Genomic DNA, 23,832 nt, shown 5'->3' with positions numbered 1-23,832 from the left:
GCAGGCAAAATAAATCCGGAGCGCAAAAAGTTATGCACTCAAAGTTGGCACTCGATAGCCATTAATTAAAAAACGTGCCCTGAAATGCAGCCGTCTTTATTGCAATGCGCTACTTGGCGCGTTGCTGTGCTTGTTTTTTCAAGTGGATAAATCCTTTGAAATCAACCACTAGGACGATTTTTAAGGGGCGCGTCTCTCCTGCATGGACAAGGTCTTCGGGGGTTTCCGTAATACCTGTCGAATTTCTCATGGCGGGCAGTGGATACCCGCCGCTGTCATCTGTAAGTCATCTCTCACAGCCCGTAGGCAGGAAAATCGTTACGGCACTATGAGCGATTGGCTTCGGCAGAAGTTCCTGAGCCAGTTTCACTCGAATGAAAGATTTCTAAATATTTATTCAGTTGCGGACAGTTTCAAATTGATAGCACGCGGGTGTTTCACCCCCGTGTATCAAGGACGTAACTGTTGCGAGATATTTTTATGCCAGCATCTGAAAAATTTTTTCAGAATTCGTCAAAAAAGGTATGAACGGTCTTATGGCGTTTGACGATAAAGGGAGGTGTGCCGGATTTTTGGCGTCGAATTTGTGGCGTGATGGCGGTTTGCAGCGTGCCCTGTTGCAGGGCAGAGGGGATCACGGCAACTGACCTCTTCGCAGCTTTAGCCGCGAAGAGGGCGTGGCAGGCTCACTCCGCGGGGTGATCGCGCAGGAACACCAAATGGTCCGGCTTGGACTGCTCGGCACTGTAGTAGTAACCCTGAGCATCGAACTGCTTGAGCTGTTCCGGGGTGCTGATGCGCTGCTGGATGACGAAGCGGCTCATCATGCCGCGGGCTTTCTTGGCGTAGAAGCTGATGATCTTGTACTGGCCGTTTTTCTGGTCCTTGAAGTCGACGTTGATCACCCGGGCCTTCAGGGCGCTGCGTTTCACTGCACTGAAATACTCGTTACTGGCCAGGTTCAACAGCACGTCATCGCCTTGGTCGGCCAGGGCCTGGTTCAGCCATTCGCTGATGCGCGTGCCCCAGAAGGCGTACAGGTCCTTGCCGCGGGCGTTGGCCAGCTTGGTGCCCATCTCCAGGCGGTAGGGCTGCATCAGGTCGAGCGGGCGCAGCAGGCCATATAGGCCCGAGAGCATGCGCAGGTGGCCCTGGGCGTAGCTGAAGTCGTCTTCACTCAAGCTCTCGGCATCGAGGCCGGTGTATACGTCACCCTTGAACGCCAGCAGCGCCTGCTTGGCATTGGCCGGGGTGAAGTCTGGGGTCCAGCTGCCAAAGCGCGCAGCATTCAGGCCGGCGAGCTTGTCGGACAGGTGCATCAGCTCGCTGATCTGCGCCGGCGACAGTTCGCGCAACTGCTGGATCAGGGCCTGGGATTCATCCAGGTACTGGGGCAGGGTGAAACGCTCGGTCACTGGCGGGGTGTCGTAGTCGAGGGTCTTGGCGGGGGAAATCACCGTCAGCATCGGGTCGGCTCCTGGCATCGTTGGCCGAGGATTCTACGGGGTGGGCGGTGCAAGTCCAAACTATGGCGACGATAGTCACAGACCATGGTCGGTGCAGGCGCTATAGTTCGCGTTTTGCCGTTGCGGAGCCTTCCACTGTGCGCATTGCTTCTGCTTTGCTGGCCTGCCTGCTGAGCCTGGCCGTGCAAGCCGCCCCTTCACCCCAGGTCAGCCTGGACCGCAGTCTGTGGCCCGAACAGCTGGACAGCCCGGCGCTGTTCGATGTGGCCTCTCGGGCAGAAATCCTTTCGTTCGCCCAAGTACTGCACGAAAGTGAGTTGCTGGATGACGCGACCCTGGCGGCCCGGCTGGGGCTGCGGCAGATCAACCTGCAGAAGGTGCGCCAGGTTCGGGCGCGCATGTGGCTGCGGTTGTGGGAGGGTTATCAACAGGCTCAGCGCAGTTGTGAGCAGGATGCCTCATTCTGCTACCCGGTTACGTCCATGGCGGAGTTACGCACACAAGCGGCAACGTTCGCCACCGATGTCGGTGCGTTCTATACCGGTTGGGTCGAGCCTAGCCACCAGTTCCATGTACGTTACCTGGACGAGCAACTGCGCAAGGCGGCGTTGCTACCGCAGACCAGCAGTGAAATTGAGCGGTTGTCTTCGCGCGAGCGCAAGGGTGACGAACTGAACGACCGCATGTTCCTGCTGACCTTTGTCGGCGGGCCCGGCCCCGAGGGGGGCAGTACGGATCTACTCACCGATTACCTGCGCCGGCAAAAGCTCGAAGGCACGTTCTTCACGCTCGGTAACCGTTTGCAGCAACGTCGTGATGGCGCCTCGGTACACGCCTTGCGCCAGCTCTATGGCGGGCAGTGCGTGGGCATCCAGGGGTGGGAATACCGCTCCCATGCGCAGTGGATCGACTGGCAGGATTCGCTGCGGCGCAGCCAGGCGCAGGTGCAGGCTGATCTGCCCGAGCAGTATGTACCGCTGTTCAGCCCACCTTATGGCCAGCGCCGGGCTGACGGCGAGGCGTTCATGGCCCGCCAGCAGTTGCGGGTATCGTTGTGGGACATCGATGCCCAGGATGACGGTGTATTGAGCGCAGAGGCGTCCGCGCAGCGCGTATTGACCCTGATGCTGTTGTGGCGCAAGGGTGTGATCCAGTTTCATGACAGCCTTCCCAAGGCGCAGCCGGCGGTGGAATGGCTGCTGCGCAATACCGCGCAAAGCGGTATCGGCTGGGAGGATTGCCGCGAATACGGATACCGCGAATAGAGGGTATGACTTTTGAGCGTAGTCCCCTCTGACGCTGGCGCCAAGGCCTCTTCGTCAATCGGAAAAATAAACTTCAAAAATACGTAAAAGTGCTTTTTTCGGTCATGGTTTTTGCGGTATGAAGAAACCAGACAGCCGATTCCTGCAGCACAGGTGGCGTCATCCGGGCTCACCTGGCCAGGTTCGCTTCCCGCCCGTAACAACGCGGATACGGGGACAGCGGCAGTCACTCTGCGGCGTAACAGACCACGCCGTGTGGCTTCGACATAAGGTGACCGAGTATGGATGACCAAGGACGCAACCCTTCCTCCAGCAAGCCAATCCTGTATGTGCTCGATACCAACGTCCTGATTCACGACCCTAACGCGTTACTGAACTTCGAGGAGCACCATGTCGCCATCCCGATGACGGTGCTGGAGGAACTCGACAAGCTCAAGACCGGCAAACAGAGCATCGCCGCCGAATGCCGCCAGGCCATCCGCCTGATAGACCAGACCCTCGGTGACGCTTCGCCCAGCGATGTCGAGCAGGGCGTGCCGATCCAGCGCAACAAGAGTGGCCCCAAGGGGTTCCTGTCCATCCTGATGACCCCGCGCAACGAGCCGAACAAGCTGCTGCCGGAAAACCTCAACGACAACATCATCATCAACCAGTTGCTCGAAGTTCGGGCCCGGCGCACCGACCTGGATGTCGTGCTGGTCACCAAAGACATCAACATGCGCCTGAAGGCGCGCGCTTGCGGTATAGCGGCTGAGGACTACAGCACCGACCAACTGGTCGATGACGTGTCCCTGTTGTCCAAGGGCTACCATTCGGTCACCGGCTCGTTCTGGGACCGCGTGAGCAAGGTCGATACCCGTCAGGAGCGTGGCCGCACCTGGCATCGGGTGCAGATGATCGACAACCTGCCAGCCGTGCACGTCAACGAGTTCATCATCGATGAGCAGGGCTTCGTCGGATGGATCAAGGGCATCCGTGACGACGAACTGCTACTGCTCGACCTGCACCAGGAACCGTTGCTGCATCAGGAAGCCTGGGGCCTGAAACCACGCGACATTCACCAAAGCCTGGCACTGTTCGCCCTGCTGGACCCGGATATCCACCTGGTGAACCTGACCGGCGCCGCCGGCTCCGGTAAAACCATCCTGGCGCTGGCTGCGGCCATCGAGCAAACCATGGTCAGCAAGCGCTACCGGCGCATCATCGCCACCCGCAGCGTGCAGGGGCTGGACCAGGAGATTGGCTTCCTGCCGGGCACCGAAGCAGAGAAGATGGAGCCGTGGCTGGGCGCCATCACCGACAACCTCGAAGCTTTGCACATGGATGACGAAAGCACCCATGGCAGCGTCGAATACATCCTCGAGCGCGTGCCGCTGCAGTTCAAATCGCTGAACTACATCCGTGGCCGTAGCTTCCAGCAGAGCCTGATCCTGATTGACGAGTGCCAGAACCTGACGCCGCACCAGATGAAAACCATCATCACCCGTGCCGGCTCCGGGTCCAAGGTGGTCTGCCTGGGCAACCTCGCGCAGATCGACACCCCCTACCTGTCCGCGACCAGCTCGGGGCTGACCTACCTGACCGAGCGCTTCAAGGACTTCCCAAATGGCGTGCACATCACCCTGCAGGGCGTGCCTCGCTCGGTGCTGGCCGAGTACGCCGAGTCGCATTTGTAAACCATGTAGCCGGGCAGATTACTGCCCGGCCTCTTCACGGGCACGCCCGCTCACAGGATGTCCACTTGAATCGAGATCGTGGAGCGCCTGTAGGAGCGGGCGTGCCCGTGAAGAGGCCAAACCTGGCGACACATATCTCTGCTCAAACCTGACCCACAGGTTTACACTGCGAACTCCCTTCACAGGAGCAGAGCAGTGCTGACACATCTTGATTCCCAGGGGCGGGCCAACATGGTCGACGTCACTGAAAAGGCCGTGACCGAGCGCGAGGCTACCGCCGAGGCGCGGGTGCGCATGTTGCCGCAGACCTTGCAGATGATCGTCGACGGTGAACACCCCAAGGGTGACGTGTTCGCCGTGGCGCGCATTGCCGGGATACAGGCGGCGAAAAAAACCAGCGACCTGATTCCGCTGTGCCACCCGCTGATGCTCACCAGCGTCAAGGTCGAGCTCAGCGCCGAGGGACAGGATGCCGTGCGCATCGTCGCCCGCTGCAAGCTGGCCGGGCAGACCGGCGTGGAGATGGAGGCGCTGACCGCCGCCAGTGTGGCCGCGCTGACGATCTATGACATGTGCAAGGCTGTGGATAAAGGTATGGTCATCGAGCAGGTGCGCCTGCTGGAAAAACTCGGTGGCAAGAGTGGCCATTACAAGGTGGAGGCGTGATGAAGGTCAAGGTGATGTACTTCGCCCGTTACCGCGAACTGTTGGGCGTGGATGCCGAGCGGGTGGAGGGGGCGTTCAAGGTGCTTGATGATGTGCGCCAGGCCTTGGTAGCCAAGGGCGGGCAGTACGAAGTGCTGGCCGAGCAGAACCTGATGTGCGCGCGCAACGAAGAGCTGTGCAAGCTCGATGAACCGCTGGAAGAGGGCGATGAAGTGGCGTTCTTCCCGCCGGTGACCGGAGGCTGAACATGGCTGTGCGAGTACAGGAAGGCGCGTTCGACCCCGGGGCCGAGACCAATGCCATGCATGCGGCCAATGTGGGCGTGGGCGCGGTGGTCGGTTTTGTCGGCTATGTGCGGGATTTCAACGATGGCCGCGAAGTGGCGGGGATGTTCCTCGAGCACTATCCGGGCATGACCGAAAAGGCCCTGGCCAAGATCGTCGTCGAGGCCGAGCAGCGTTGGCCGCTGTTGAAGGTGGAGGTGCTGCACCGCATCGGTGCGCTGGAGCCGGGTGAACCGATTGTGTTCGTGGGGGTAGCCAGTGCCCATCGACAGGCGGCGTTCGATGCCTGCAACTTCATCATGGACTACCTGAAAACCCGGGCGCCGTTCTGGAAGAAGGAGAATACCCAGGAAGGGCCAAGGTGGGTGGAGGGGAAACAGAGTGACCAGGATGCGGCGCAGCGCTGGTAATCAAGGCGCCACCGATCGCCTGTAGGAGCGGGTTTACCCGCGAAGGGGCCGGGCCTGCTGGCCAATCTCCACCCGCCGTTCACCGTTGCCGCCACTACCGTATTCGCGGGTAAACCCGCTCCTACAGGGGGCCTTGTGTCGCGAAAGGGCCGCGTAGCGGCCCCCGGACAATCTCTGCATTAAAGCCGAAATCCCGGGGCCGCTGCGCGGCCCAATCGCGACACAAGGCCGCTCCCACAGGAGGCATGCAGCCCGCTTAGGGTCAGTGATGCTTGCGCGGCACCGGCTTGAGCAGCTCATCCGGCGGCATCTCGCACTTGATCTTGCGCCCCAGCAGCTCTTCGATCGCCGGCAACTGATACGAGTCGTCCTCACCGGCAAAGCTGATCGACACACCGCTGGTGCCGGCACGACCGGTACGGCCAATGCGGTGCACGTAATCGTCAGGGTCTTCCGGCAGGGTGAAGTTGATCACGTGGCTGATGCCATCGATATGGATCCCGCGCCCGGCCACGTCGGTGGCCACCAGCACGGTGATGCGCCCTTCGCGGAAGCTCTCCAGCGTGCGGATGCGCTTGTGCTGCGGCACGTCGCCCGACAGCTGGGCGGCATTGATGCCGTCGCGCACCAGCTTTTCTTCGATGCGCCGCACTTCGTCCTTGCGGTTGGCGAACACCATCACCCGTTCCCACTTGTTCTGGGTCACCAGGTTGTACAGCAGTTTGTACTTGTCGCTGCCGGCCACCGCATACACGTGTTGCTCGACCGTTTCGCTGGCCACGTTCTCCGGCTCGATCTCGACGATGGCCGGGTTGGTGGTCCACTGCTTGGCCAGGTTCATCACATCGTCGGTGAAGGTGGCGGAGAACAGCAGGGTCTGGCGCTCGCTTTTCGGCGGTGTCTGACGAATGATTTGGCGGACCTGGGGGATGAAACCCATATCGAGCATGCGGTCGGCTTCGTCAAGCACCATCACCTCGACCATGTCCAGGTGCACTTCGCCGCGCTGGTTGAAGTCCAGCAGGCGGCCCGGGGTAGCCACCAGGATATCGCAGTGGCGCGCCTCCAGGGCTTTGAGCTGTTTGTCGAAGTCCATGCCACCGACGAAGCTCATCACGTTCAGGCCGGTGTACTTGGTCAGGGCAGCGGCGTCCTTGGCGATCTGTACCACCAGCTCGCGGGTGGGGGCAATGATCAGCGCGCGCGGTTCGCCCATGTAGCGCTCTTTAGGCGGTGGCGTCTGCTGCAACTGGGAAATGATCGAGATCAGGAAGGCGGCTGTCTTGCCGGTACCCGTCTGGGCCCGGCCGATGGCGTCCTGGCCACGCAGGGTGTAACCCAGGACCTGCGCCTGGATCGGCGTGCAGTACGGGAAGCCCAGGTCGTGGATAGCGTGCATCAGCTCGTTGGACAGCTTGAAGTCGTGGAAGCGGGTTTTGCCTTCCTGTGGCTCGACCACGAAGTCTTCGGGCTTCCACAGGCTCGCCTGTGGCTTGGGCTTGCGTTCGCGACGCGGTTTGTCCTTGGCCGGCTGGTCGGCAGGTGGTGTAGCGGCGGCAGCTGGCTCAGCCTTGGGAGCGGGGTTGGCATGTGTTGCGGCCGGTATTGTCGCGGGCCGGGCTTCCGGCGTCACGCTGGCAGCAGGAGCGGCGGCTTGCGGCGCGGCCTCTCCCTTGCCGAATATTTTTCTGAGTGCTTTGAGCACGGTCGTCTCATCAACTGATTAAGGAATGTACGCCGGGCAGTGTAATGCAAGATCCGGGCGCGGCGTAGCGGAATACGCCCACAACTACAAGCGAGGCAACCTATTGCAGCTGCTTGCTCAGCCAGTCGTGGATATCGTTCAGCTCTTCGACCACCACTTCGTGTTCCATCGGGTATTCGTACCAGCGGGCAGCGACGCCCCAGATGTTCAGGTACTCGAATGCGGTGCGGCCCATGGACGGGATTACCACTGGGTCATGCACGCCATGCAGGCACAGGGCCGGGGTTCGTTGCTGGCAGGCACTCAACTGGTGCTGGTCATTGAAAGTGGGGGCATAGGTGGACAGGGCGATCACTCCGCCCAGTGCCTCCTGCCACTTTATATAGGCAGTGTGCAGCACCACCGCGCCGCCCTGGGAGAAGCCGGCCAGGAAGATCCGCGACAGGTTGATGCCTTTGGCCTGCTCGGCCTTGATCAGTGCGACCACCTGCTCGGCAGACTCTTCCAGCTGCGCTTCGTCGATGGCGCGGGCCGGGGTCATGGCCTTGATGTCATACCAGCTGGGCATGGCATAGCCGCCGTTGATGGTCACGGGGCGGGTCGGTGCCTGGGGCATGATGAAGCGTGTGCTGAGCAAGCGCTCCTGCATGAATTCGGCCACAGGTAGGAAGTCGTAACGGTCGGCCCCCAGACCGTGCAACCAGATCACACAGGCGTCAGCGGTTTTCTGTGGTTCGAGAATCAGCGGGTTGGTCATGACTGCTCCGAAAGTGTGCGGGTCTTGTTTTGGCGTGCGTGAAAAGTAGGCACCGGGAATGATTGTCGGAAAAAGAATGTCGCAACGATACAACTTTTCCTACTTGACGAGCGCTTAAACGCTACAGCGCGACAATCTGGTACGCGCTTTGCAGTTCAACCTGTGATGCAAAGGGCAGGCCGTGACGGTAACACCCTCTGCACGCGAAGGCTGTCACAGAACAGTCCATTGCGCCAATTGACCCAATAACAAGCCAATACGGGTCGGATACGCCTCAAAAGGGTGCGGTGCAATTCCGGCTCGATACAACAAGAGCGATTTGGAGGTTGTGAATGAAGATGTTGAAAACCACCCTGGCAGTCCTGACCGCTGCCGCTGCGCTGGGCGCCGTGAGCAATGCCCAGGCCGGCGCCACCTATGATGCGGTCAAGAAGAAGGGCTTCGTCCAGTGTGGCGTGAGCGACGGTCTTCCAGGCTTCTCGGTACCTGATGCGAAGGGCAAGATCGTCGGCATCGACGCCGATGTCTGCCGCGCCGTGGCCGCCGCCATATTCGGCGATGCCACCAAGGTCAAGTTCAGCCAGCTCAACGCCAAGGAACGCTTCACTGCCCTGCAATCGGGCGAGGTCGATGTGCTGTCGCGTAACACCACCTGGACCAGCTCGCGCGATGCCGGCATGGGTCTGGTATTCACGGGTGTCACCTACTATGACGGCGTTGGCTTCCTGGTCAACAAGAAGCTCGGCGTTTCCAGCGCCAAAGAGCTCGATGGCGCGACCATCTGCATCCAGGCCGGTACCACCACCGAGCTGAACGTCTCGGACTTCTTCCGCGCCAATGGCCTGAAGTACACCCCGATTACCTTCGACACCTCTGACGAGAGCGCCAAATCGCTGGAGTCTGGCCGTTGCGACGTGCTGACTTCGGACAAATCGCAGCTGTTCGCCCAGCGCTCCAAACTGGCCGCGCCGACCGAATACGTGGTGTTGCCGGAAACCATCTCCAAGGAACCGCTGGGCCCGGTAGTGCGTAAAGGCGACGAGGATTGGTTCAGCATCGTCAAGTGGACCCTGTTCGCCATGCTCAACGCCGAAGAGGCGGGCATCACCTCCAAGAACGTCGAGGCCGAAGCCAAGTCCACCAAGAACCCGGATGTCGCCCGACTGCTGGGTGCGGATGGCGAGTACGGCAAGGACCTCAAGCTGCCCAAAGACTGGGTAGTGCAGATCGTCAAGCAAGTGGGTAACTATGGCGAAGTGTTCGAGAAGAACCTGGGCCAGAACACTAACCTGAAGATCGACCGTGGCATGAACGCCCTGTGGAACAACGGCGGCATCCAGTACGCGCCTCCAGTGCGCTGATGGCTGCACCCTGCGGCGGCATTCGGCCGCCGCAGGTTGTTCGGAACCCTACTTTCCGGGGCATTTCATGCAAAATCGAATCGGCGCACAAAAGGGGCTATCCCTGAATGATCCGCGTGTGCGCGCGTGGCTGTTCCAGATTCTCACGATCGTCTTCGTGGTCGGTCTGGGCTGGTACCTGTTCCACAACACGCAGACCAACCTTCAACACCGGGGCATCACCTCGGGCTTCGAGTTCCTCGACCGCAGTGCCGGCTTCGGCATCGCCCAGCACCTGATCCCCTATGTGGAATCCGACAGTTATGCGCGGGTGTTCGTCATCGGCCTGCTCAATACGCTGTTGGTGACCTTCATCGGCATCATTCTGGCGACGATACTGGGCTTCATCATCGGTGTGGCTCGCCTGTCACCGAACTGGATGATCAACAAACTGGCGACCGTGTATGTGGAAACCTTCCGCAACATTCCGCCGTTGTTGCAGATCCTGTTCTGGTACTTCGCCGTGTTCCTGACTCTGCCGGGACCGCGGGGCAGCATCAACTTCGATGACAAGTTCTTCATCAGCAACCGTGGCTTGAACATGCCTGGCGCGACCATGGCTGATGGCTTCTGGCCATTTGTGGTGGCCTTGGCAATAGCCATTGCCGCTATAGCCGTGATGGTGCGCTACGCCAACAAGCGCTTCAACGAAACTGGTGTGCCGTTCCACAAGTTCTGGGCAGGGCTGTTGCTGTTCATCGCCATCCCGAGCCTGAGCGTGCTGTTGTTCGGCAGCCCGGTAACCTGGGATATGCCGCAGCTCAAGGGCTTCAACTTCGTCGGGGGCTGGGTGCTGATCCCAGAGCTGCTGGCGCTGACCTTGGCGCTGACTATCTATACGGCAGCCTTCATCGCCGAAATCGTGCGTTCCGGCATCCGTTCGGTCAGCCATGGCCAGACCGAAGCGGCTCGCTCGTTGGGCCTGCGCGAGGGCCCGACCCTGCGCAAGGTGATCATCCCCCAGGCACTGAGGGTGATCATTCCGCCGCTGACCAGCCAGTACCTGAACCTGGCGAAGAACTCGTCGCTGGCGGCCGGTATCGGCTATCCGGAGATGGTCTCGCTGTTCGCCGGTACCGTGCTCAACCAGACCGGACAAGCCATCGAGGTGATCGCCATCACCATGAGCGTCTATCTCGCCATCAGCATCAGCATTTCGCTGCTGATGAACTGGTACAACAAGCGCATTGCGCTGATCGAGCGATGAGGATACGCCCGTGAATGCCCATGTTTTCAAACCTGACATGCCGCCACCGGTGAAAACCGTCGGCGTGCTCGCATGGATGCGCACCAATCTGTTCTCCAACTGGCTCAACACGCTGCTGACCTTGTTCGCGATCTACCTGATATGGCTGATTGTGCCGCCATTGCTACAGTGGGCGTTGCTCGACGCCAACTGGGTCGGCACCACCCGTGCCGATTGCACCAAGGAGGGCGCCTGCTGGGTGTTCGTGCAGCAGCGCTTCGGCCAGTTCATGTACGGCTACTACCCCACCGAGCTGCGCTGGCGCGTGGACCTGACCGTGTGGCTTGCAGTCATCGGCGCCGCGCCATTGTTCATCAAGCGTTTCCCGCGCAAGGCCATCTACGGCCTGGCCTTCCTGGTGCTGTACCCGGTGTTGGCCTACACCCTGCTGCATGGGGGGTATCTGGGCCTGCAAAACGTACCCACCAGCCAGTGGGGCGGGCTGATGCTGACCCTGGTGATCGCTACCGTGGGCATTGTCGGCGCCTTGCCTTTGGGCATCCTGCTGGCCCTGGGCCGGCGTTCGAGGATGCCGGCCGTGAAGGTGGTGTGTGTGACCTTCATCGAGTTCTGGCGCGGCGTACCGCTGATCACCGTGTTGTTCATGTCGTCGGTGATGTTGCCGCTGTTCCTGCCCGAAGGCATGAGCTTCGACAAGCTGCTGCGGGCGATGATCGGTGTAATCCTGTTCCAGTCGGCGTACATCGCCGAGGTGGTGCGTGGCGGCCTGCAGGCCATCCCCAAGGGTCAGTACGAAGCCGCCGCGGCCATGGGCCTTGGCTACTGGCGCTCGATGGGGCTGGTGATCCTGCCGCAGGCGCTGAAGCTTGTGATTCCCGGCATCGTCAACACCTTCATTGCCCTGTTCAAGGACACCAGCCTGGTGATCATCATCGGCCTGTTCGACCTGCTGAACAGCGTCAAGCAAGCAGCCGCAGACCCGGCCTGGCTGGGCATGGCCACCGAGGGCTACGTGTTCGCCGCCCTGGTGTTCTGGATTTTCTGTTTCGGTATGTCCCGCTACTCCATGCATCTGGAGCGCAAGCTGGACACTGGCCACAAGCGTTAGGAGTTTCGAAATGAGTGAAGCGATCAAGCAGCCTGCTGGCCCCGAAGGCATCATCCAGATGCAGGGTGTGAACAAGTGGTATGGCCAGTTCCATGTGCTCAAGGACATCAACCTGAACGTGCGCCAGGGCGAACGCATCGTGCTGTGCGGGCCATCCGGCTCGGGCAAGTCCACCACCATCCGCTGCCTTAACCGTCTGGAAGAGCACCAGCAAGGGCGTATCGTGGTCGATGGCGTGGAGCTGACCAACGACCTCAAGCAGATCGAGGCCATCCGCCGCGAGGTGGGCATGGTGTTCCAGCACTTCAACCTGTTCCCGCACCTGAGCATTCTGGAGAACTGCACCCTGGCGCCAATGTGGGTGCGCAAGATGCCACGGCGCAAGGCCGAGGAAATTGCCATGCACTACCTGGAGCGTGTGCGGATTCCGGAGCAGGCACACAAGTACCCCGGGCAGTTGTCCGGCGGCCAGCAGCAGCGTGTGGCCATCGCCCGCGCGTTGTGCATGAAGCCCAAGATCATGCTGTTCGACGAGCCGACGTCGGCACTGGACCCGGAAATGGTCAAGGAAGTACTCGATACCATGGTGGGCCTGGCCGAGGATGGCATGACCATGCTCTGTGTGACCCACGAAATGGGCTTTGCCCGTACCGTGGCGAACCGGGTTATCTTCATGGACAAGGGCGAGATTGTGGAGCAGGCCGCGCCGGATGATTTCTTCGACCGGCCGCGCAGTGACCGGACCAAGTTGTTCCTCAGCCAGATCCTCCACTGATGCTGTTTGGGCTGCGCGGCAGCCCTTCGCGGGCACGCCCGCTCCCACAGGTTTAGCGCTGGCTTTGGAGCCTACTTAAATCCTGTGGGAGCGGGCGTGCCCGCGAAGGGCCGCAACGCAGCCCCGGCTTTATTTATTTTCCTGGCTGGCAGCCGGCGCCGGCGGCGGCCGCAGCCCCACCTCGGCGATCAGTTTCAACGGCTGCCCGTTGCGCATCACCTCAATGGTGATCTTCTCGTTGGGCTTGATCCGCGCTACCTGGTTCATCGACTTGCGCCCGTCTCCGGCCGGCTCGCCATTGATGCTCAGGATCACGTCACCCAGTTGCAGCCCGGCCTTGGCGGCTGGCCCTTCGCGGAAGATGCCCGCCACCACGATGCCTGGGCGGTCCTTCATGCCGAACGACTCTGCCAGCTCCTGGCTCAGTGGCTGTACTTCGATGCCCAGCCAGCCACGTATCACCTGGCCATGTTCGACGATCGACTTCATCACCTCCAGTGCCAGCTTTACCGGGATGGCGAAGCCGATGCCCTGCGAGCCGCCGGACTTGGAGAAGATCGCGGTATTGATGCCGATCAGGTTGCCATTGGCATCCACCAGCGCACCACCGGAGTTGCCTGGGTTGATCGCCGCGTCGGTCTGGATGAAGTCTTCGTAGTTGTTAAGCCCCAGCTGATTGCGGCCAGTGGCGCTGATGATGCCCATGGTCACAGTCTGGCCGACGCCGAACGGGTTGCCGATGGCCAGCGACACGTCGCCGATGCGAATGTTGTCGGAACGGCCGATGGTGATTGCCGGCAGGTTCTTCAAGTCGATCTTCAGCACCGCAAGGTCGGTTTCCGGGTCGCTGCCGATCACGCGGGCCAAAGTCTCGCGGCCATCCTTCAGGGCGACGACGATCTGGTCGGCGCCGCTGGTGACATGGTTGTTGGTCAGCAGGTAGCCCTCAGGGCTCATGATTACCGCCGAGCCCAGGCTTGATTCCCAGCGGCGCTGTTTGGGCAGGTTGTCACCGAAGAAGCGGCGGAACTGCGGGTCCTCGAACAGCGGGTGGGCGCTTTTGTTCACCACCTTGGTGGTGTACAGGTTGGCCACCGCCGGGGCGGCCAAGGTCACGGCGTCGGCGTACGACACCGGACCTTGCATGATCCGCGTGGTCTGTGGCGCTTGCTGCAGGTTGACGTCCTGGCTGGGCAGCCCGACCCATTGCGGAAAACGCTGGATGATCAGCATGGCGATCAGTATGCCGGTAAGCAGGGGCCAGCCGAAGTAACGCAAAGCCTTGAACATGAACGAATCCTGGAAAGAGCAGGGGCCAGCGGCCTGGCAGTGGGGCATGAGCGCGCGCGATCATACACCGGTTCCCCCAGTGACGGCGACGGCCCATAATGGCCGGCATTATACGGGCGTTCGTCAGGCGTTGCGCCCGAGAAAAGCGCAGTTTTCGAGGAGATTTTCATGGCCGTTGCTCTAAGTACCCTGGTCGAGGAAGCCGAGCGTTATCTGGGCAGCGCGAAGATCCAGGATTATTGCCCAAATGGCCTGCAGGTCGAAGGCCGGCCGCAGGTCAGCCGTATTGTCAGTGGTGTTACCGCCAGCCAGGCATTGCTGGATGCCGCGGTCGAGGCCGAGGCCGATCTGGTGCTGGTGCACCATGGTTATTTCTGGAAGGGCGAGAACCCGTGCATCACCGGGATTCGCCAGCGTCGCCTGAAGACCTTGCTGAATAACGATATCAGTCTGCTGGCGTTTCACCTGCCCTTGGACGTGCACCCGGAAGTCGGCAACAACGTGCAACTGGCGCGGCAACTGGAGATCACTGTCGAAGGGCCACTTGACCCGGAAAACCCCAAAGTGGTCGGGCTGATCGGTTCGCTGGCCGAATCCATGACCGCGCGCGATTTTGCCCGTCGGGTTCAAGGCGTGCTGGGGCGTGAGCCGTTGCTGGTCGAAGGCAACGACATGATCCGCCGGGTGGGCTGGTGCACCGGCGGCGGGCAGGGCTATATCGACACGGCGATTGCCGCCGGGGTGGACCTGTACCTGACCGGTGAGGCGTCCGAGCAGACCTACCACAGTGCGCGCGAGAATGGCGTCAGCTTCATTGCCGCCGGGCACCATGCCACCGAGCGCTATGGCGTGCAGGCGCTGGGCGATTACCTGGCACGACGGTTCGCGGTGGAGCACCTGTTCATCGATTGCCCTAATCCCATCTGATAGCGGTGTCGCCCTCTTCGCGGCAAACCCGTTCCTACACGGGCCTGTAGGAGCGGATTCACCCGCGAAGAGGCCGGCCCTGCCAGCCCAAACCCCCAGTCATATCGTTAGATTTTTTCGATCTAGCCAGCCTCCTAAATAGAAGCAGCCGCTGTGATAAAGTGGCTCGCTCGAACACGGCCCGCAGGCCGTCCATAAGATCGTTTTTCGTGAGTAGCCATGGTCGACAAACTGACGCACTTGAAACAGCTGGAGGCGGAGAGCATCCACATCATCCGCGAGGTGGCCGCCGAGTTCGACAACCCGGTGATGCTGTACTCGATCGGCAAGGACTCCGCCGTGATGCTGCACCTGGCGCGCAAGGCCTTCTTCCCGGGCAAGCTGCCGTTCCCGGTGATGCACGTCGACACCCAGTGGAAATTCCAGGAGATGTACAGCTTCCGCGACAAGATGGTCGAGGAAATGGGCCTGGAGCTGATCACCCACGTCAACCCCGAGGGTGTGGCGCAGGGTATCAACCCGTTCACCCATGGCAGCTCCAAGCATACCGACATCATGAAGACCCAGGGCCTGAAGCAGGCGTTGGACAAGCATGGTTTCGACGCTGCCTTCGGTGGCGCGCGCCGCGACGAAGAGAAGTCGCGGGCCAAGGAGCGTGTGTATTCGTTCCGTGACAGCAAGCACCGCTGGGACCCGAAGAACCAGCGCCCCGAGCTGTGGAACGTTTACAACGGCAAGGTCAACAAGGGTGAGTCGATCCGCGTCTTCCCGTTGTCGAACTGGACCGAACTGGACATCTGGCAGTACATCTACCTTGAAGGCATCCCGATCGTGCCGCTGTACTTCGCCGCCGAGCGTGAAGTCATCGAGAAGAACGGCACCCTGATCATGATCGACGACGAGCGCATCCTCGAGCACCTCTCCGAGGAAGAAAAAGCCCGCATCGTCAAGAAGAAGGTGCGTTTCCGTACCCTCGGCTGCTACCCGCTGACGGGCGCTGTCGAATCGGAAGCCGAGACCCTGACGGACATCATTCAGGAAATGCTCCTGACCCGTACGTCCGAACGCCAGGGCCGTGTCATCGATCACGATGGCGCCGGTTCCATGGAAGACAAGAAACGCCAAGGCTACTTCTAATTTCAGGGTTACTCCATGTCGCACCAATCTGATCTGATCAGCGAGGACATCCTCGCCTACCTGGCCCAGCATGAGCGCAAGGAACTGCTGCGCTTCCTGACTTGCGGCAACGTTGACGACGGCAAGAGCACCCTGATCGGGCGCCTGCTGCACGATTCGAAGATGATCTACGAGGACCACCTCGAGGCCATCACCCGTGATTCGAAAAAAGTCGGCACCACCGGCGAAGAAGTCGACCTGGCGCTGCTGGTAGATGGCCTGCAGGCCGAGCGCGAGCAGGGCATCACCATCGATGTCGCCTACCGCTATTTCTCCACCGCCAAGCGCAAGTTCATCATCGCCGACACCCCGGGCCACGAGCAGTACACCCGCAACATGGCCACCGGTGCGTCCACCTGCGACCTGGCGATCATCCTGGTCGATGCCCGCTACGGTGTGCAGACCCAGACCCGTCGCCACAGCTACATCGCGTCGTTGCTGGGCATCAAGCACATCGTGGTCGCGGTCAACAAGATGGACCTGAAGGGCTTCGATGAAGGCGTCTTCGAGTCGATCAAGGCCGACTACCTGAAGTTTGCCGAAGCCATCAACCTGACCCCGAGCAGCCTGCACTTCGTGCCGATGTCGGCGCTCAAGGGTGACAACGTGGTCAACCACAGCGAGCAATCGCCGTGGTACGCCGGCCCGACGCTGATGGAAATCCTCGAAACCGTCGAGGTTTCGGCCGACCGCAACTTCACCGACCTGCGTTTCCCGGTGCAGTACGTCAACCGTCCCAACCTGAACTTCCGCGGCTTCGCTGGCACCATTGCCAGCGGCGTGGTGCACAAAGGTGACGAGATTGTCGTGCTGCCGTCGGGCAAGAGCAGCCGGGTCAAGTCCATCGTCACCTACGAAGGTGAACTGGAAAACGCCGGCCCAGGCCAGGCCGTGACCCTGACCATGGAAGACGAGATCGACATCTCCCGTGGCGACCTGCTGGTACATGCCGACAACGTCCCGCCGGTAACTGACCACTTCGACGCCATGCTGGTGTGGATGGCCGAGGAGCCGATGCTCCCGGGCAAGAAATACGACATCAAGCGTGCCACCAGCTACGTACCAGGCTCGATTGCCAGCATCACCCACAAGGTCGATGTGAACACCCTGGAGCAGGGCGCTGCCAGCGCGCTGCAGCTGAACGAGATCGGTCGCGTCAAGGTTGCCCTGGACACCTCGATTGCCCTGGACGGTTACGACAGCAACCGCACCACCGGTGCGTTCATCGTCATCGACCGCCTGACCAATGGCACCGTTGGCGCCGGCATGATCATCGCCCCGCCCGTGTTGCCTCACGGCAGCACCGGCCATCATGGCAAGCAGGCCCACGTGTCCACCGAAGAGCGCGCCCTGCGCTTCGGCCAGCAGCCAGCCACCGTGCTGTTCAGCGGCCTGTCGGGTGCTGGCAAGAGCACCTTGGCTTATGCCGTGGAGCGCAAGCTGTTCGACATGGGCCGCGCGGTGTACGTGCTCGACGGCCAGAACCTGCGTCACGACCTGAACAAGGGCCTGCCACAGGACCGCGCCGGCCGCACCGAGAACTGGCGCCGCGCCGCCCACGTGGCGCGCCAGTTCAACGAAGCCGGCATGCTGACCCTGGCTGCGTTCGTGGCCCCGGATGCCGAAGGCCGCGAACAGGCCAAGGCGCTGATCGGCAAGGAGCGCCTGGTGACCGTTTACGTCCAGGCCTCGCCGCTGGTCTGCCGCGAGCGTGACCCGCAAGGCCTGTACGCTGCCGGTGGCGACAACATCCCGGGTGAGAGCTTCCCGTTCGATGTGCCGCTGGATGCTGATCTTGTGATCGACACCCAGGCCACCAGCGTGGACGAAGGCGTGAAACAGGTGCTGGACGTGCTGCGTCAGCGTGGCGCGATCTAAGCGCTAGCCTGCAAGGAGAACCCCGCTTCGGCGGGGTTTTTTGTCTCGCGTTCAGGATCCTTCCCACTGTTCGGAAGGATCTGTCCTAGATATGTTTCTCCGACACCGGTATCACCCGCCTTTCCTTGACTGCTTTGTACGAAAAACTCGAATAGATCTCCTTCACCCCCGGCAACCGCTGCAGCACCTCCCGGGTAAATTCCCCAAACGACTCCAGGTCCCGTGCCAGGATTTCCAGCAGAAAGTCATAGCGCCCGGAGATGTTGTGGCAGGCGACGATTTCGGGAATTTCCATCAGCCGCTGTTCGAACGCCAGCGCCATGTCCTTGGTGTGCGAGTCCATCATGATGCTGACGAACGCGGTCACGCCAAACCCCAGCGACTTGGGCGAGAGGATGGCCTGGTAGCCGGTGATGTAGCCGTTTTCTTCCAGCAGCTTGACCCGTCGCCAGCAGGGCGAGGTGGTCAGTGCCACCTGATCGGCGAGTTCGGCAACGGTGAGGCGGGCGTTGTCCTGCAAGGCGGCGAGCAGGGCACGGTCGGTGCGGTCGAGGCTTGAAGGCATATTTTGCCCTCCTGGTCCGGTGATTATTGTTTTTGTTCCAGAAAGCACGCCTATGTGTAGGCTATTTTGGAAAAAATTGGGCAGCTCGGTGGCATAAGCTTACAACAAACCACAAGAGGCCGTTGCCATGCGCGACTCCCACGACAACACCGGTTTTTCCACGCGGGCCATTCACCATGGCTACGACCCGCTGTCCCACGGTGGCGCCTTGGTGCCGCCGGTGTACCAGACGGCCACCTATGCCTTCCCCACTGTTGAGTACGGCGCTGCCTGCTTCGCCGGAGAGGAGGCGGGGCACTTCTACAGCCGCATCTCCAACCCCACGCTGGCCTTGCTGGAGCAGCGCATGGCTTCGCTTGAGGGCGGTGAGGCGGGCTTGGCGTTGGCATCAGGGATGGGTGCGATTACCTCAACCATCTGGACCCTGCTACGGCCTGGCGATGAGCTGATTGTGGGGCGCACCTTGTATGGCTGCACCTTCGCTTTTCTGCACCACGGTATTGGTGAGTTCGGCGTCAAAGTACGCCATGTCGATCTCAACGATGCCAAGGCTCTGAAGGCGGCGATCAACAGCAAAACACGGATGATCTACTTCGAAACACCGGCCAACCCCAATATGCAGCTTGTGGACATTGAGGCGGTTGTCGAGGCGGTGCGGGGGCATGATGTGCATGTTGTGGTCGATAACACCTACTGTACGCCGTACCTGCAGCGGCCACTGGAGCTGGGGGCGGACCTGGTGGTGCACTCGGCAACCAAGTACCTCAGTGGCCACGGTGATATCACTGCGGGTTTGGTGGTGGGGCGCAAGGCGTTGGTCGATCGCATTCGCCTGGAAGGGCTGAAGGATATGACCGGGGCGGTGCTGTCACCGCATGACGCGGCGTTGCTGATGCGCGGTATCAAGACCCTGGCCCTGCGAATGGACCGGCATTGCGCCAATGCTCAGAAGGTGGCCGAATTTCTGGCTCGGCAGCCGCAGGTGGAATTGATTCATTACCCGGGGCTACCGTCTTTTGCCCAGTACGCGTTGGCCCAGCGACAGATGCGTTTGCCTGGGGGGATGATTGCGTTTGAGCTCAAGGGTGGCATTGAGGCGGGGCGGCGCTTCATGAATGCGCTGCAGCTCTTTGCCCGGGCGGTGAGCCTGGGAGATGCCGAGTCGCTGGCGCAGCATCCGGCGAGTATGACGCATTCTAGCTACACGCCGCAGGAGCGGGCGCATCATGGGATATCGGAGGGGTTGGTGCGTCTGTCGGTGGGGCTGGAGGATGTGGAGGACCTGCTGGCAGATGTCGAACAGGCATTGCAGGCCTGCTGTTAGGTTGCCCGCGAAGGGGCCAGTGAATCCAGCCCACAAAAAAGGCCTCTTGCGAGGCCTTTTGCATGTTCAGCAGATCAACGCTTGAGCCCGTAGCTCTCATCCAGCATGCCCGGCGAGTTGGGCGCTTTCGGCGCATAGTCGCGCGGCACTTCGGCGGTGTCTTTAGGCGGGGTCAGGCGGTCACGTGGGCCTTGCGGCGCATCGGAGTGCAGTGCAGCCAGCAGGCGTTGGCGAGTGACGTCATCGAGGGCCAGGCTGTTGGCGCCTTCAGCCAGGTGATCCTGTACGTCCTGGTAGCTCTGGGTCAGTTTCTTGACCAGCATGGCGGTGCTGTTGAAGTGGGTGACCACTTCGTTCTGGTAGCTGTCGAAGCGCTTCTGGATGTCATCCAGTTGACGCTGGGTGTTGCTCGGCGCCGCGTTGGGCAGCAGGCGGGCAACAATGAAACCGACTGCCACACCGATGACCAAGGCCAGGGTTGGCAACAACCAAACAAGGAGCGAGAGTTCCACGAGTCCTTCCTCTATAAACGGCTTTGCTTTACGTTAACGGCTCAGACCTGCGCTGTATACCGCGAGCGATCGCAAATCAGAACAGAATTTCACACCTAGACGAATCGACCCTTCCCGAGGTCACGGAGTAGTGCCTTGCTTGTCCGCGAAACCCCCTTGTTCATCGATGGCCCTTGCGGCCAGCTTGAAGCTTTGTACCTCGACGTGGCGCAAGCCCGTGGCGCGGTGCTGATCTGCCATCCTAACCCGGTCCAGGGCGGCACCATGCTCAACAAGGTTGTCTCGACCCTGCAGCGCACCGCACGTGATGCCGGTTATGTGACCCTGCGTTTCAACTACCGTGGCGTCGGCCAGAGTGCTGGCAGCCATGACATGGGCGCTGGTGAAGTGGCTGATTCAGAGGCCGCTGCAGCATGGCTGCGTGCCAGGCACCCCGGGCTACCGCTGGTGCTGATGGGCTTTTCGTTCGGTGGTTTCGTTGCCACCAGCCTGGCCGGGCGCCTTGAAACAGCAGGTGTCGAGTTGCAGCACCTGTTCATGATCGCCCCGGCAGTCATGCGCCTGACCGCCGAATTTCCGCTGCCGCAGCGCTGCCCGATCACCGTGGTGCAGCCGGACGCCGACGAAGTCGTCGCGCCGCAGCTGGTTTACGAATGGTCCGACAGCCTGTCGCGTCCCCATGAGCTGCTGAAAGTGGCAGAATGCGGACACTTCTTCCATGGCAAGCTGACCGATCTGAAGGATCTGCTGCTGCCGCGCCTTTCGAACTGAGCCAAGCCTGAATAAGCGAACACCCATGACCACGCGCATTCTTACCGGTATCACCACCACCGGCACTCCGCACCTGGGCAACTACGCCGGCGCCATCCGCCCGGCGATCCGTGCCAGCCAGCAGCCCGGTGTCGACTCGTTCTACTTCCTGGCCGACTACCACGCCCTGATCAAGTGCGACGACCCGCTGCGCATCCAGCGCTCGCGCCTGGAAATCGCCGCCACCTGGCTGGCCGGTGGCCTGGACCCGGACAAGGTGACCTTCTATCGCCAGTCCGACATCCCGGAAATCCCCGAGCTGACCTGGCTGCTGACCTGCGTTGCTGCCAAAGGCCTGCTGAACCGTGCGCATGCCTACAAGGCCTCGGTGGACAAGAACGTCGAGAACGGCGAAGACCCGGACGCCGGCGTGACCATGGGCCTGTTCAGCTACCCGGTGCTGATGGCCGCCGATATCCTGATGTTCAACGCCAACAAGGTGCCGGTCGGTCGTGACCAGATCCAGCACGTGGAAATGGCCCGCGATATCGGTCAGCGCTTCAATCATCTGTTCGGTCAAGGCAAGGACTTCTTCGCCTTGCCGGAGGCTGTGATCGAAGAAAGCGTGGCGACCCTGCCGGGCCTGGATGGGCGCAAAATGTCCAAAAGCTATGACAACACCATCCCGTTGTTCACCAGCGCCAAGGATATGAAAGACGCCATCTCGCGCATCGTCACCGACTCGCGTGCGCCAGGTGAGGCGAAAGACCCGGACAACGCGCACCTGTTCACCCTGTACCAGGCCTTCTCGACGCCTGAGCAATGCGCCGGGTTCCGCGAAGAGCTGCTGCAGGGCCTGGGCTGGGGCGATGCCAAGCAGCGCCTGTTCCAGCTGCTGGACGGCCAGCTGGCCGAGAAGCGCGAGTACTATCACCAACTGATCGCCCGGCCGGCGGACCTGGAAGACATCCTGCTGGCCGGCGCCGCCAAGGCCCGCAAGATCGCCACGCCGTTCCTCGAGCAGCTGCGCGAGGCCGTTGGCTTGCGTTCGTTCCGCAGCAGCGTGCAGGCCAGCACCGAGGTGAAGAAGAAGGCTGCCAAGAGCGCACGCTTCGTCAGCTTCCGTGACGAAGACGGCAGCTTCCGTTTCCGCCTGCTGGCCGCCGACGGTGAGCAACTGCTGCTGTCGCGCAGCTTCGCCGACGGCAAAAGTGCTGGCGCCGTGAGCAAGCAGTTGCAGCAAGGTGGCGAGGCGGATGTCCGCGTCGAAGGCCTGAGCTTCGGCCTGTGGCTCGATGGCGAGCAGGTCGCCGAAGGGCCGCAGTTCGAAAGCGCCGAAGCCCGTGATGCTGCCATCGAAGGTCTGCGTGTAGCGCTTCAACCATTGTAGGAGCGAGTTTACTCGCGAACACCGGCAAGGCCGGTGCCATCCAGCGCATAAGCTATGCTGGATGAGGCATATTGACGCAAGTCTGATTGCCATTAAGCGGGCCTGTCGCTACAGTGACGGCCCGTTTTTTGTTGCCTCGCTAACGAATCATGACTCCCTTAGAACGCTATCAAGCAGATCTGAAACGTCCCGACTTCTTCCATGACGCGGCGCAGGAAACTGCGGTGCGTCACCTCCAGCGCCTGTACGATGACCTGGTGCACGCGCAGAACAACAAGCCGGGCGTGTTCGGCAAGCTGTTCGGCAAGAAGGAGCAGACCCCGGTCAAGGGCCTGTACTTCTGGGGTGGGGTGGGGCGAGGCAAGACCTACCTGGTTGATACCTTCTACGAAGCGCTGCCGTTCAAGCAGAAGATGCGTACGCACTTCCACCGCTTCATGAAGCGTGTGCACGAGGAAATGAAAACCCTCAAGGGCGAGAAGAACCCGCTGACCATCATCGCCAAGCGCTTCAGCGAAGAAGCCAAGGTGATCTGCTTCGACGAATTCTTCGTGTCGGACATTACCGACGCCATGATCCTCGGCACCTTGATGGAAGAGCTGTTCAAGAATGGCGTGTCGCTGGTGGCCACCTCCAACATCGTGCCGGACGGCCTGTACAAGGATGGCCTGCAGCGTGCGCGCTTCCTGCCGGCCATCGCCATGATCAAGCAGTACACCGACGTGGTGAACGTCGATAGCGGGGTCGACTACCGTCTGCGTCACCTGGAGCAGGCTGAACTGTTCCACTTCCCACTCGATGACGCGGCGCACCAGAGCATGCGCGCCAGCTTCAAGGCGCTCACCCCTGAGTGCACCCAGGCGATCGAAAACGACGTGCTGATGATCGAGAACCGCCCGATCAATGCCCTGCGTACTTGCGACGACGTCGCCTGGTTTGACTTCCGCGCCCTGTGCGACGGGCCGCGTAGCCAGAACGACTACATTGAACTGGGCAAGATCTTCCACGCCGTATTGCTCAGCAACGTAGAGCAGATGGGTGTCACCACCGACGACATCGCCCGTCGTTTCATCAACATGGTGGACGAGTTTTACGATCGCAACGTCAAGCTGATCATCTCGGCCGAGGTGGAGTTGAAGGACCTGTATACCGGTGGGCGTCTGAGCTTCGAGTTCCAGCGTACCCTGAGCCGGTTGCTGGAGATGCAGTCGCACGAATTCCTGGCGCGCGCGCACAAGCCTTAACGGCAGCGGCAAGCTTCAGGCGGCAAGGAACATTCAGGGCAACGCGCCATCCGCCCT

22 protein-coding genes are annotated in these 23,832 nt (G+C 61.1%); 16 read left to right on the top strand and 6 right to left on the bottom strand.

Annotated features, from left to right (window positions below; genetic code table 11):
- Positions 1 to 686: 686 nt before the first annotated feature.
- A complete protein-coding gene (gene yaaA, locus ACF8EA_RS15160) occupies positions 687 to 1,466 on the bottom strand; it encodes a peroxide stress protein YaaA (RefSeq protein ID WP_010952418.1) in 780 nt (259 codons plus the stop codon).
- 137 nt (positions 1,467 to 1,603) lie between these two features.
- Between yaaA and ACF8EA_RS15155 the strand changes: the two genes are divergently transcribed.
- The 5 genes from ACF8EA_RS15155 to moaE all read left to right on the top strand — a co-directional run bounded on the left by ACF8EA_RS15155 (position 1,604) and on the right by moaE (position 5,767).
- A complete protein-coding gene (locus ACF8EA_RS15155; RefSeq protein WP_392522462.1) occupies positions 1,604 to 2,731 on the top strand; it encodes a polysaccharide deacetylase family protein in 1,128 nt (375 codons plus the stop codon).
- 281 nt (positions 2,732 to 3,012) lie between these two features.
- Complete coding sequence (locus ACF8EA_RS15150; protein ID WP_021784121.1) at positions 3,013 to 4,407, top strand: PhoH family protein; 1,395 nt, start codon at positions 3,013 to 3,015, stop codon at positions 4,405 to 4,407.
- 195 nt (positions 4,408 to 4,602) lie between these two features.
- Entirely contained in the window at positions 4,603 to 5,073 is a 471-nt protein-coding gene (moaC, locus tag ACF8EA_RS15145; RefSeq protein ID WP_003251775.1) for a cyclic pyranopterin monophosphate synthase MoaC, read from the top strand.
- Complete coding sequence (gene moaD, locus ACF8EA_RS15140) at positions 5,073 to 5,318, top strand: molybdopterin converting factor subunit 1 (protein ID WP_003251777.1); 246 nt, start codon at positions 5,073 to 5,075, stop codon at positions 5,316 to 5,318. The genes moaC and moaD overlap by 1 nt, the downstream gene beginning before the upstream one ends.
- 2 nt (positions 5,319 to 5,320) lie before the next feature.
- A complete protein-coding gene (moaE, locus tag ACF8EA_RS15135; RefSeq protein WP_021784123.1) occupies positions 5,321 to 5,767 on the top strand; it encodes a molybdopterin synthase catalytic subunit MoaE in 447 nt (148 codons plus the stop codon).
- 262 nt (positions 5,768 to 6,029) lie between these two features.
- Here moaE and rhlB read toward each other — a convergent pair whose 3' ends face one another.
- Both rhlB and ACF8EA_RS15125 read right to left on the bottom strand, forming a co-directional pair.
- A complete protein-coding gene (gene rhlB / locus ACF8EA_RS15130) occupies positions 6,030 to 7,472 on the bottom strand; it encodes an ATP-dependent RNA helicase RhlB (RefSeq protein ID WP_084852054.1) in 1,443 nt (480 codons plus the stop codon).
- A gap of 100 nt (positions 7,473 to 7,572) precedes the next feature.
- Positions 7,573 to 8,229 carry an alpha/beta hydrolase gene (locus ACF8EA_RS15125; RefSeq protein WP_021784125.1) on the bottom strand — a complete coding sequence of 219 codons (657 nt, stop codon included), beginning with the start codon at positions 8,227 to 8,229 and terminating at the stop codon, positions 7,573 to 7,575.
- A 332-nt stretch (positions 8,230 to 8,561) separates the two neighbouring features.
- On the opposite strand from ACF8EA_RS15125, the gene ACF8EA_RS15120 reads away from it, so the two are divergent.
- The 4 genes from ACF8EA_RS15120 (at position 8,562) to ACF8EA_RS15105 (ending at position 12,719) form a co-directional block, all read left to right on the top strand.
- Positions 8,562 to 9,590 (top strand): amino acid ABC transporter substrate-binding protein, encoded by a 1,029-nt coding sequence (locus ACF8EA_RS15120; RefSeq protein ID WP_392522460.1) that lies wholly within the window; start codon positions 8,562 to 8,564, stop codon positions 9,588 to 9,590.
- A gap of 67 nt (positions 9,591 to 9,657) precedes the next feature.
- On the top strand, positions 9,658 to 10,836 hold the full coding sequence (locus tag ACF8EA_RS15115; protein ID WP_103463046.1) for an amino acid ABC transporter permease: 1,179 nt from the start codon (positions 9,658 to 9,660) through the stop codon (positions 10,834 to 10,836).
- 10 nt (positions 10,837 to 10,846) lie between these two features.
- Positions 10,847 to 11,944: an amino acid ABC transporter permease gene (locus tag ACF8EA_RS15110; RefSeq protein ID WP_021784128.1), complete on the top strand. Its 1,098-nt coding sequence runs from the start codon at positions 10,847 to 10,849 to the stop codon at positions 11,942 to 11,944.
- A 10-nt stretch (positions 11,945 to 11,954) separates the two neighbouring features.
- The gene (locus ACF8EA_RS15105; RefSeq protein WP_003251792.1) at positions 11,955 to 12,719 is read left to right on the top strand and encodes an amino acid ABC transporter ATP-binding protein; all 765 of its coding nucleotides are present in this window, start codon (positions 11,955 to 11,957) and stop codon (positions 12,717 to 12,719) included.
- A gap of 129 nt (positions 12,720 to 12,848) precedes the next feature.
- Here the strand turns inward: ACF8EA_RS15105 and algW are convergent, their stop codons facing one another.
- Positions 12,849 to 14,009, bottom strand: coding sequence for a Do family serine endopeptidase AlgW (gene algW, locus ACF8EA_RS15100; protein ID WP_021784129.1), 1,161 nt, complete (start codon positions 14,007 to 14,009; stop codon positions 12,849 to 12,851).
- A gap of 168 nt (positions 14,010 to 14,177) precedes the next feature.
- Here algW and ACF8EA_RS15095 point away from each other — a divergent pair, with 168 nt between their 5' ends.
- The 3 genes from ACF8EA_RS15095 (at position 14,178) to cysN (ending at position 17,990) form a co-directional block, all read left to right on the top strand.
- Positions 14,178 to 14,936, top strand: coding sequence for a Nif3-like dinuclear metal center hexameric protein (locus ACF8EA_RS15095; protein WP_021784130.1), 759 nt, complete (start codon positions 14,178 to 14,180; stop codon positions 14,934 to 14,936).
- Positions 14,937 to 15,155: 219 nt separating this feature from the next.
- Entirely contained in the window at positions 15,156 to 16,073 is a 918-nt protein-coding gene (gene cysD, locus ACF8EA_RS15090) for a sulfate adenylyltransferase subunit CysD (RefSeq protein WP_003251799.1), read from the top strand.
- Between the two features lie 15 nt (positions 16,074 to 16,088).
- Positions 16,089 to 17,990 (top strand): sulfate adenylyltransferase subunit CysN, encoded by a 1,902-nt coding sequence (gene cysN, locus ACF8EA_RS15085; RefSeq protein WP_084852049.1) that lies wholly within the window; start codon positions 16,089 to 16,091, stop codon positions 17,988 to 17,990.
- An 85-nt stretch (positions 17,991 to 18,075) separates the two neighbouring features.
- Here the strand turns inward: cysN and ACF8EA_RS15080 are convergent, their stop codons facing one another.
- Positions 18,076 to 18,555, bottom strand: a complete 480-nt coding sequence (locus ACF8EA_RS15080) for an Lrp/AsnC family transcriptional regulator (protein ID WP_003251803.1) — start codon at positions 18,553 to 18,555, stop codon at positions 18,076 to 18,078.
- Positions 18,556 to 18,682: 127 nt separating this feature from the next.
- Between ACF8EA_RS15080 and ACF8EA_RS15075 the strand changes: the two genes are divergently transcribed.
- Complete coding sequence (locus ACF8EA_RS15075) at positions 18,683 to 19,879, top strand: methionine gamma-lyase (protein WP_021784133.1); 1,197 nt, start codon at positions 18,683 to 18,685, stop codon at positions 19,877 to 19,879.
- Positions 19,880 to 19,953: 74 nt separating this feature from the next.
- On the opposite strand, the gene ACF8EA_RS15070 is transcribed toward ACF8EA_RS15075, so the two are convergent.
- Positions 19,954 to 20,391 (bottom strand): YhcB family protein, encoded by a 438-nt coding sequence (locus ACF8EA_RS15070; RefSeq protein ID WP_010952432.1) that lies wholly within the window; start codon positions 20,389 to 20,391, stop codon positions 19,954 to 19,956.
- A gap of 135 nt (positions 20,392 to 20,526) precedes the next feature.
- On the opposite strand from ACF8EA_RS15070, the gene ACF8EA_RS15065 reads away from it, so the two are divergent.
- The 3 genes from ACF8EA_RS15065 to zapE all read left to right on the top strand — a co-directional run bounded on the left by ACF8EA_RS15065 (position 20,527) and on the right by zapE (position 23,775).
- Entirely contained in the window at positions 20,527 to 21,162 is a 636-nt protein-coding gene (locus ACF8EA_RS15065) for an alpha/beta hydrolase (protein WP_392520108.1), read from the top strand.
- Positions 21,163 to 21,187: 25 nt separating this feature from the next.
- On the top strand, positions 21,188 to 22,531 hold the full coding sequence (locus tag ACF8EA_RS15060; RefSeq protein ID WP_392522458.1) for a tryptophan--tRNA ligase: 1,344 nt from the start codon (positions 21,188 to 21,190) through the stop codon (positions 22,529 to 22,531).
- Between the two features lie 149 nt (positions 22,532 to 22,680).
- Entirely contained in the window at positions 22,681 to 23,775 is a 1,095-nt protein-coding gene (gene zapE, locus ACF8EA_RS15055; protein WP_014592295.1) for a cell division protein ZapE, read from the top strand.
- The last annotated feature ends 57 nt before the right edge of the window (positions 23,776 to 23,832 follow it).

The sequence above is a fragment of the Pseudomonas sp. YQ_5 genome (assembly GCF_043103305.1).
Lineage (GTDB): Bacteria > Pseudomonadota > Gammaproteobacteria > Pseudomonadales > Pseudomonadaceae > Aquipseudomonas > Aquipseudomonas putida_Y.
Note: the sequence above shows the minus strand (reverse complement) of the source record. Positions and strands in the feature narration are given on the sequence as shown.

What these genes read in the sequence shown, in the direction of transcription:
- cysD (WP_003251799.1), top strand. Translation starts at nt 15,156, where the DNA reads ATGGTCGACAAACTGACGCACTTGAAACAGCTGGAGGCGGAGAGCATC.
- ACF8EA_RS15080 (WP_003251803.1), bottom strand. Translation starts at nt 18,555, where the DNA reads ATGCCTTCAAGCCTCGACCGCACCGACCGTGCCCTGCTCGCCGCCTTG.
- ACF8EA_RS15125 (WP_021784125.1), bottom strand. Translation starts at nt 8,229, where the DNA reads ATGACCAACCCGCTGATTCTCGAACCACAGAAAACCGCTGACGCCTGT.
- ACF8EA_RS15060 (WP_392522458.1), top strand. Translation starts at nt 21,188, where the DNA reads ATGACCACGCGCATTCTTACCGGTATCACCACCACCGGCACTCCGCAC.
- ACF8EA_RS15115 (WP_103463046.1), top strand. Translation starts at nt 9,658, where the DNA reads ATGCAAAATCGAATCGGCGCACAAAAGGGGCTATCCCTGAATGATCCG.
- cysN (WP_084852049.1), top strand. Translation starts at nt 16,089, where the DNA reads ATGTCGCACCAATCTGATCTGATCAGCGAGGACATCCTCGCCTACCTG.
- ACF8EA_RS15120 (WP_392522460.1), top strand. Translation starts at nt 8,562, where the DNA reads ATGAAGATGTTGAAAACCACCCTGGCAGTCCTGACCGCTGCCGCTGCG.
- ACF8EA_RS15150 (WP_021784121.1), top strand. Translation starts at nt 3,013, where the DNA reads ATGGATGACCAAGGACGCAACCCTTCCTCCAGCAAGCCAATCCTGTAT.
- ACF8EA_RS15105 (WP_003251792.1), top strand. Translation starts at nt 11,955, where the DNA reads ATGAGTGAAGCGATCAAGCAGCCTGCTGGCCCCGAAGGCATCATCCAG.
- ACF8EA_RS15095 (WP_021784130.1), top strand. Translation starts at nt 14,178, where the DNA reads ATGGCCGTTGCTCTAAGTACCCTGGTCGAGGAAGCCGAGCGTTATCTG.
- ACF8EA_RS15075 (WP_021784133.1), top strand. Translation starts at nt 18,683, where the DNA reads ATGCGCGACTCCCACGACAACACCGGTTTTTCCACGCGGGCCATTCAC.
- moaD (WP_003251777.1), top strand. Translation starts at nt 5,073, where the DNA reads ATGAAGGTCAAGGTGATGTACTTCGCCCGTTACCGCGAACTGTTGGGC.
- zapE (WP_014592295.1), top strand. Translation starts at nt 22,681, where the DNA reads ATGACTCCCTTAGAACGCTATCAAGCAGATCTGAAACGTCCCGACTTC.
- algW (WP_021784129.1), bottom strand. Translation starts at nt 14,009, where the DNA reads ATGTTCAAGGCTTTGCGTTACTTCGGCTGGCCCCTGCTTACCGGCATA.
- moaE (WP_021784123.1), top strand. Translation starts at nt 5,321, where the DNA reads ATGGCTGTGCGAGTACAGGAAGGCGCGTTCGACCCCGGGGCCGAGACC.
- yaaA (WP_010952418.1), bottom strand. Translation starts at nt 1,466, where the DNA reads ATGCTGACGGTGATTTCCCCCGCCAAGACCCTCGACTACGACACCCCG.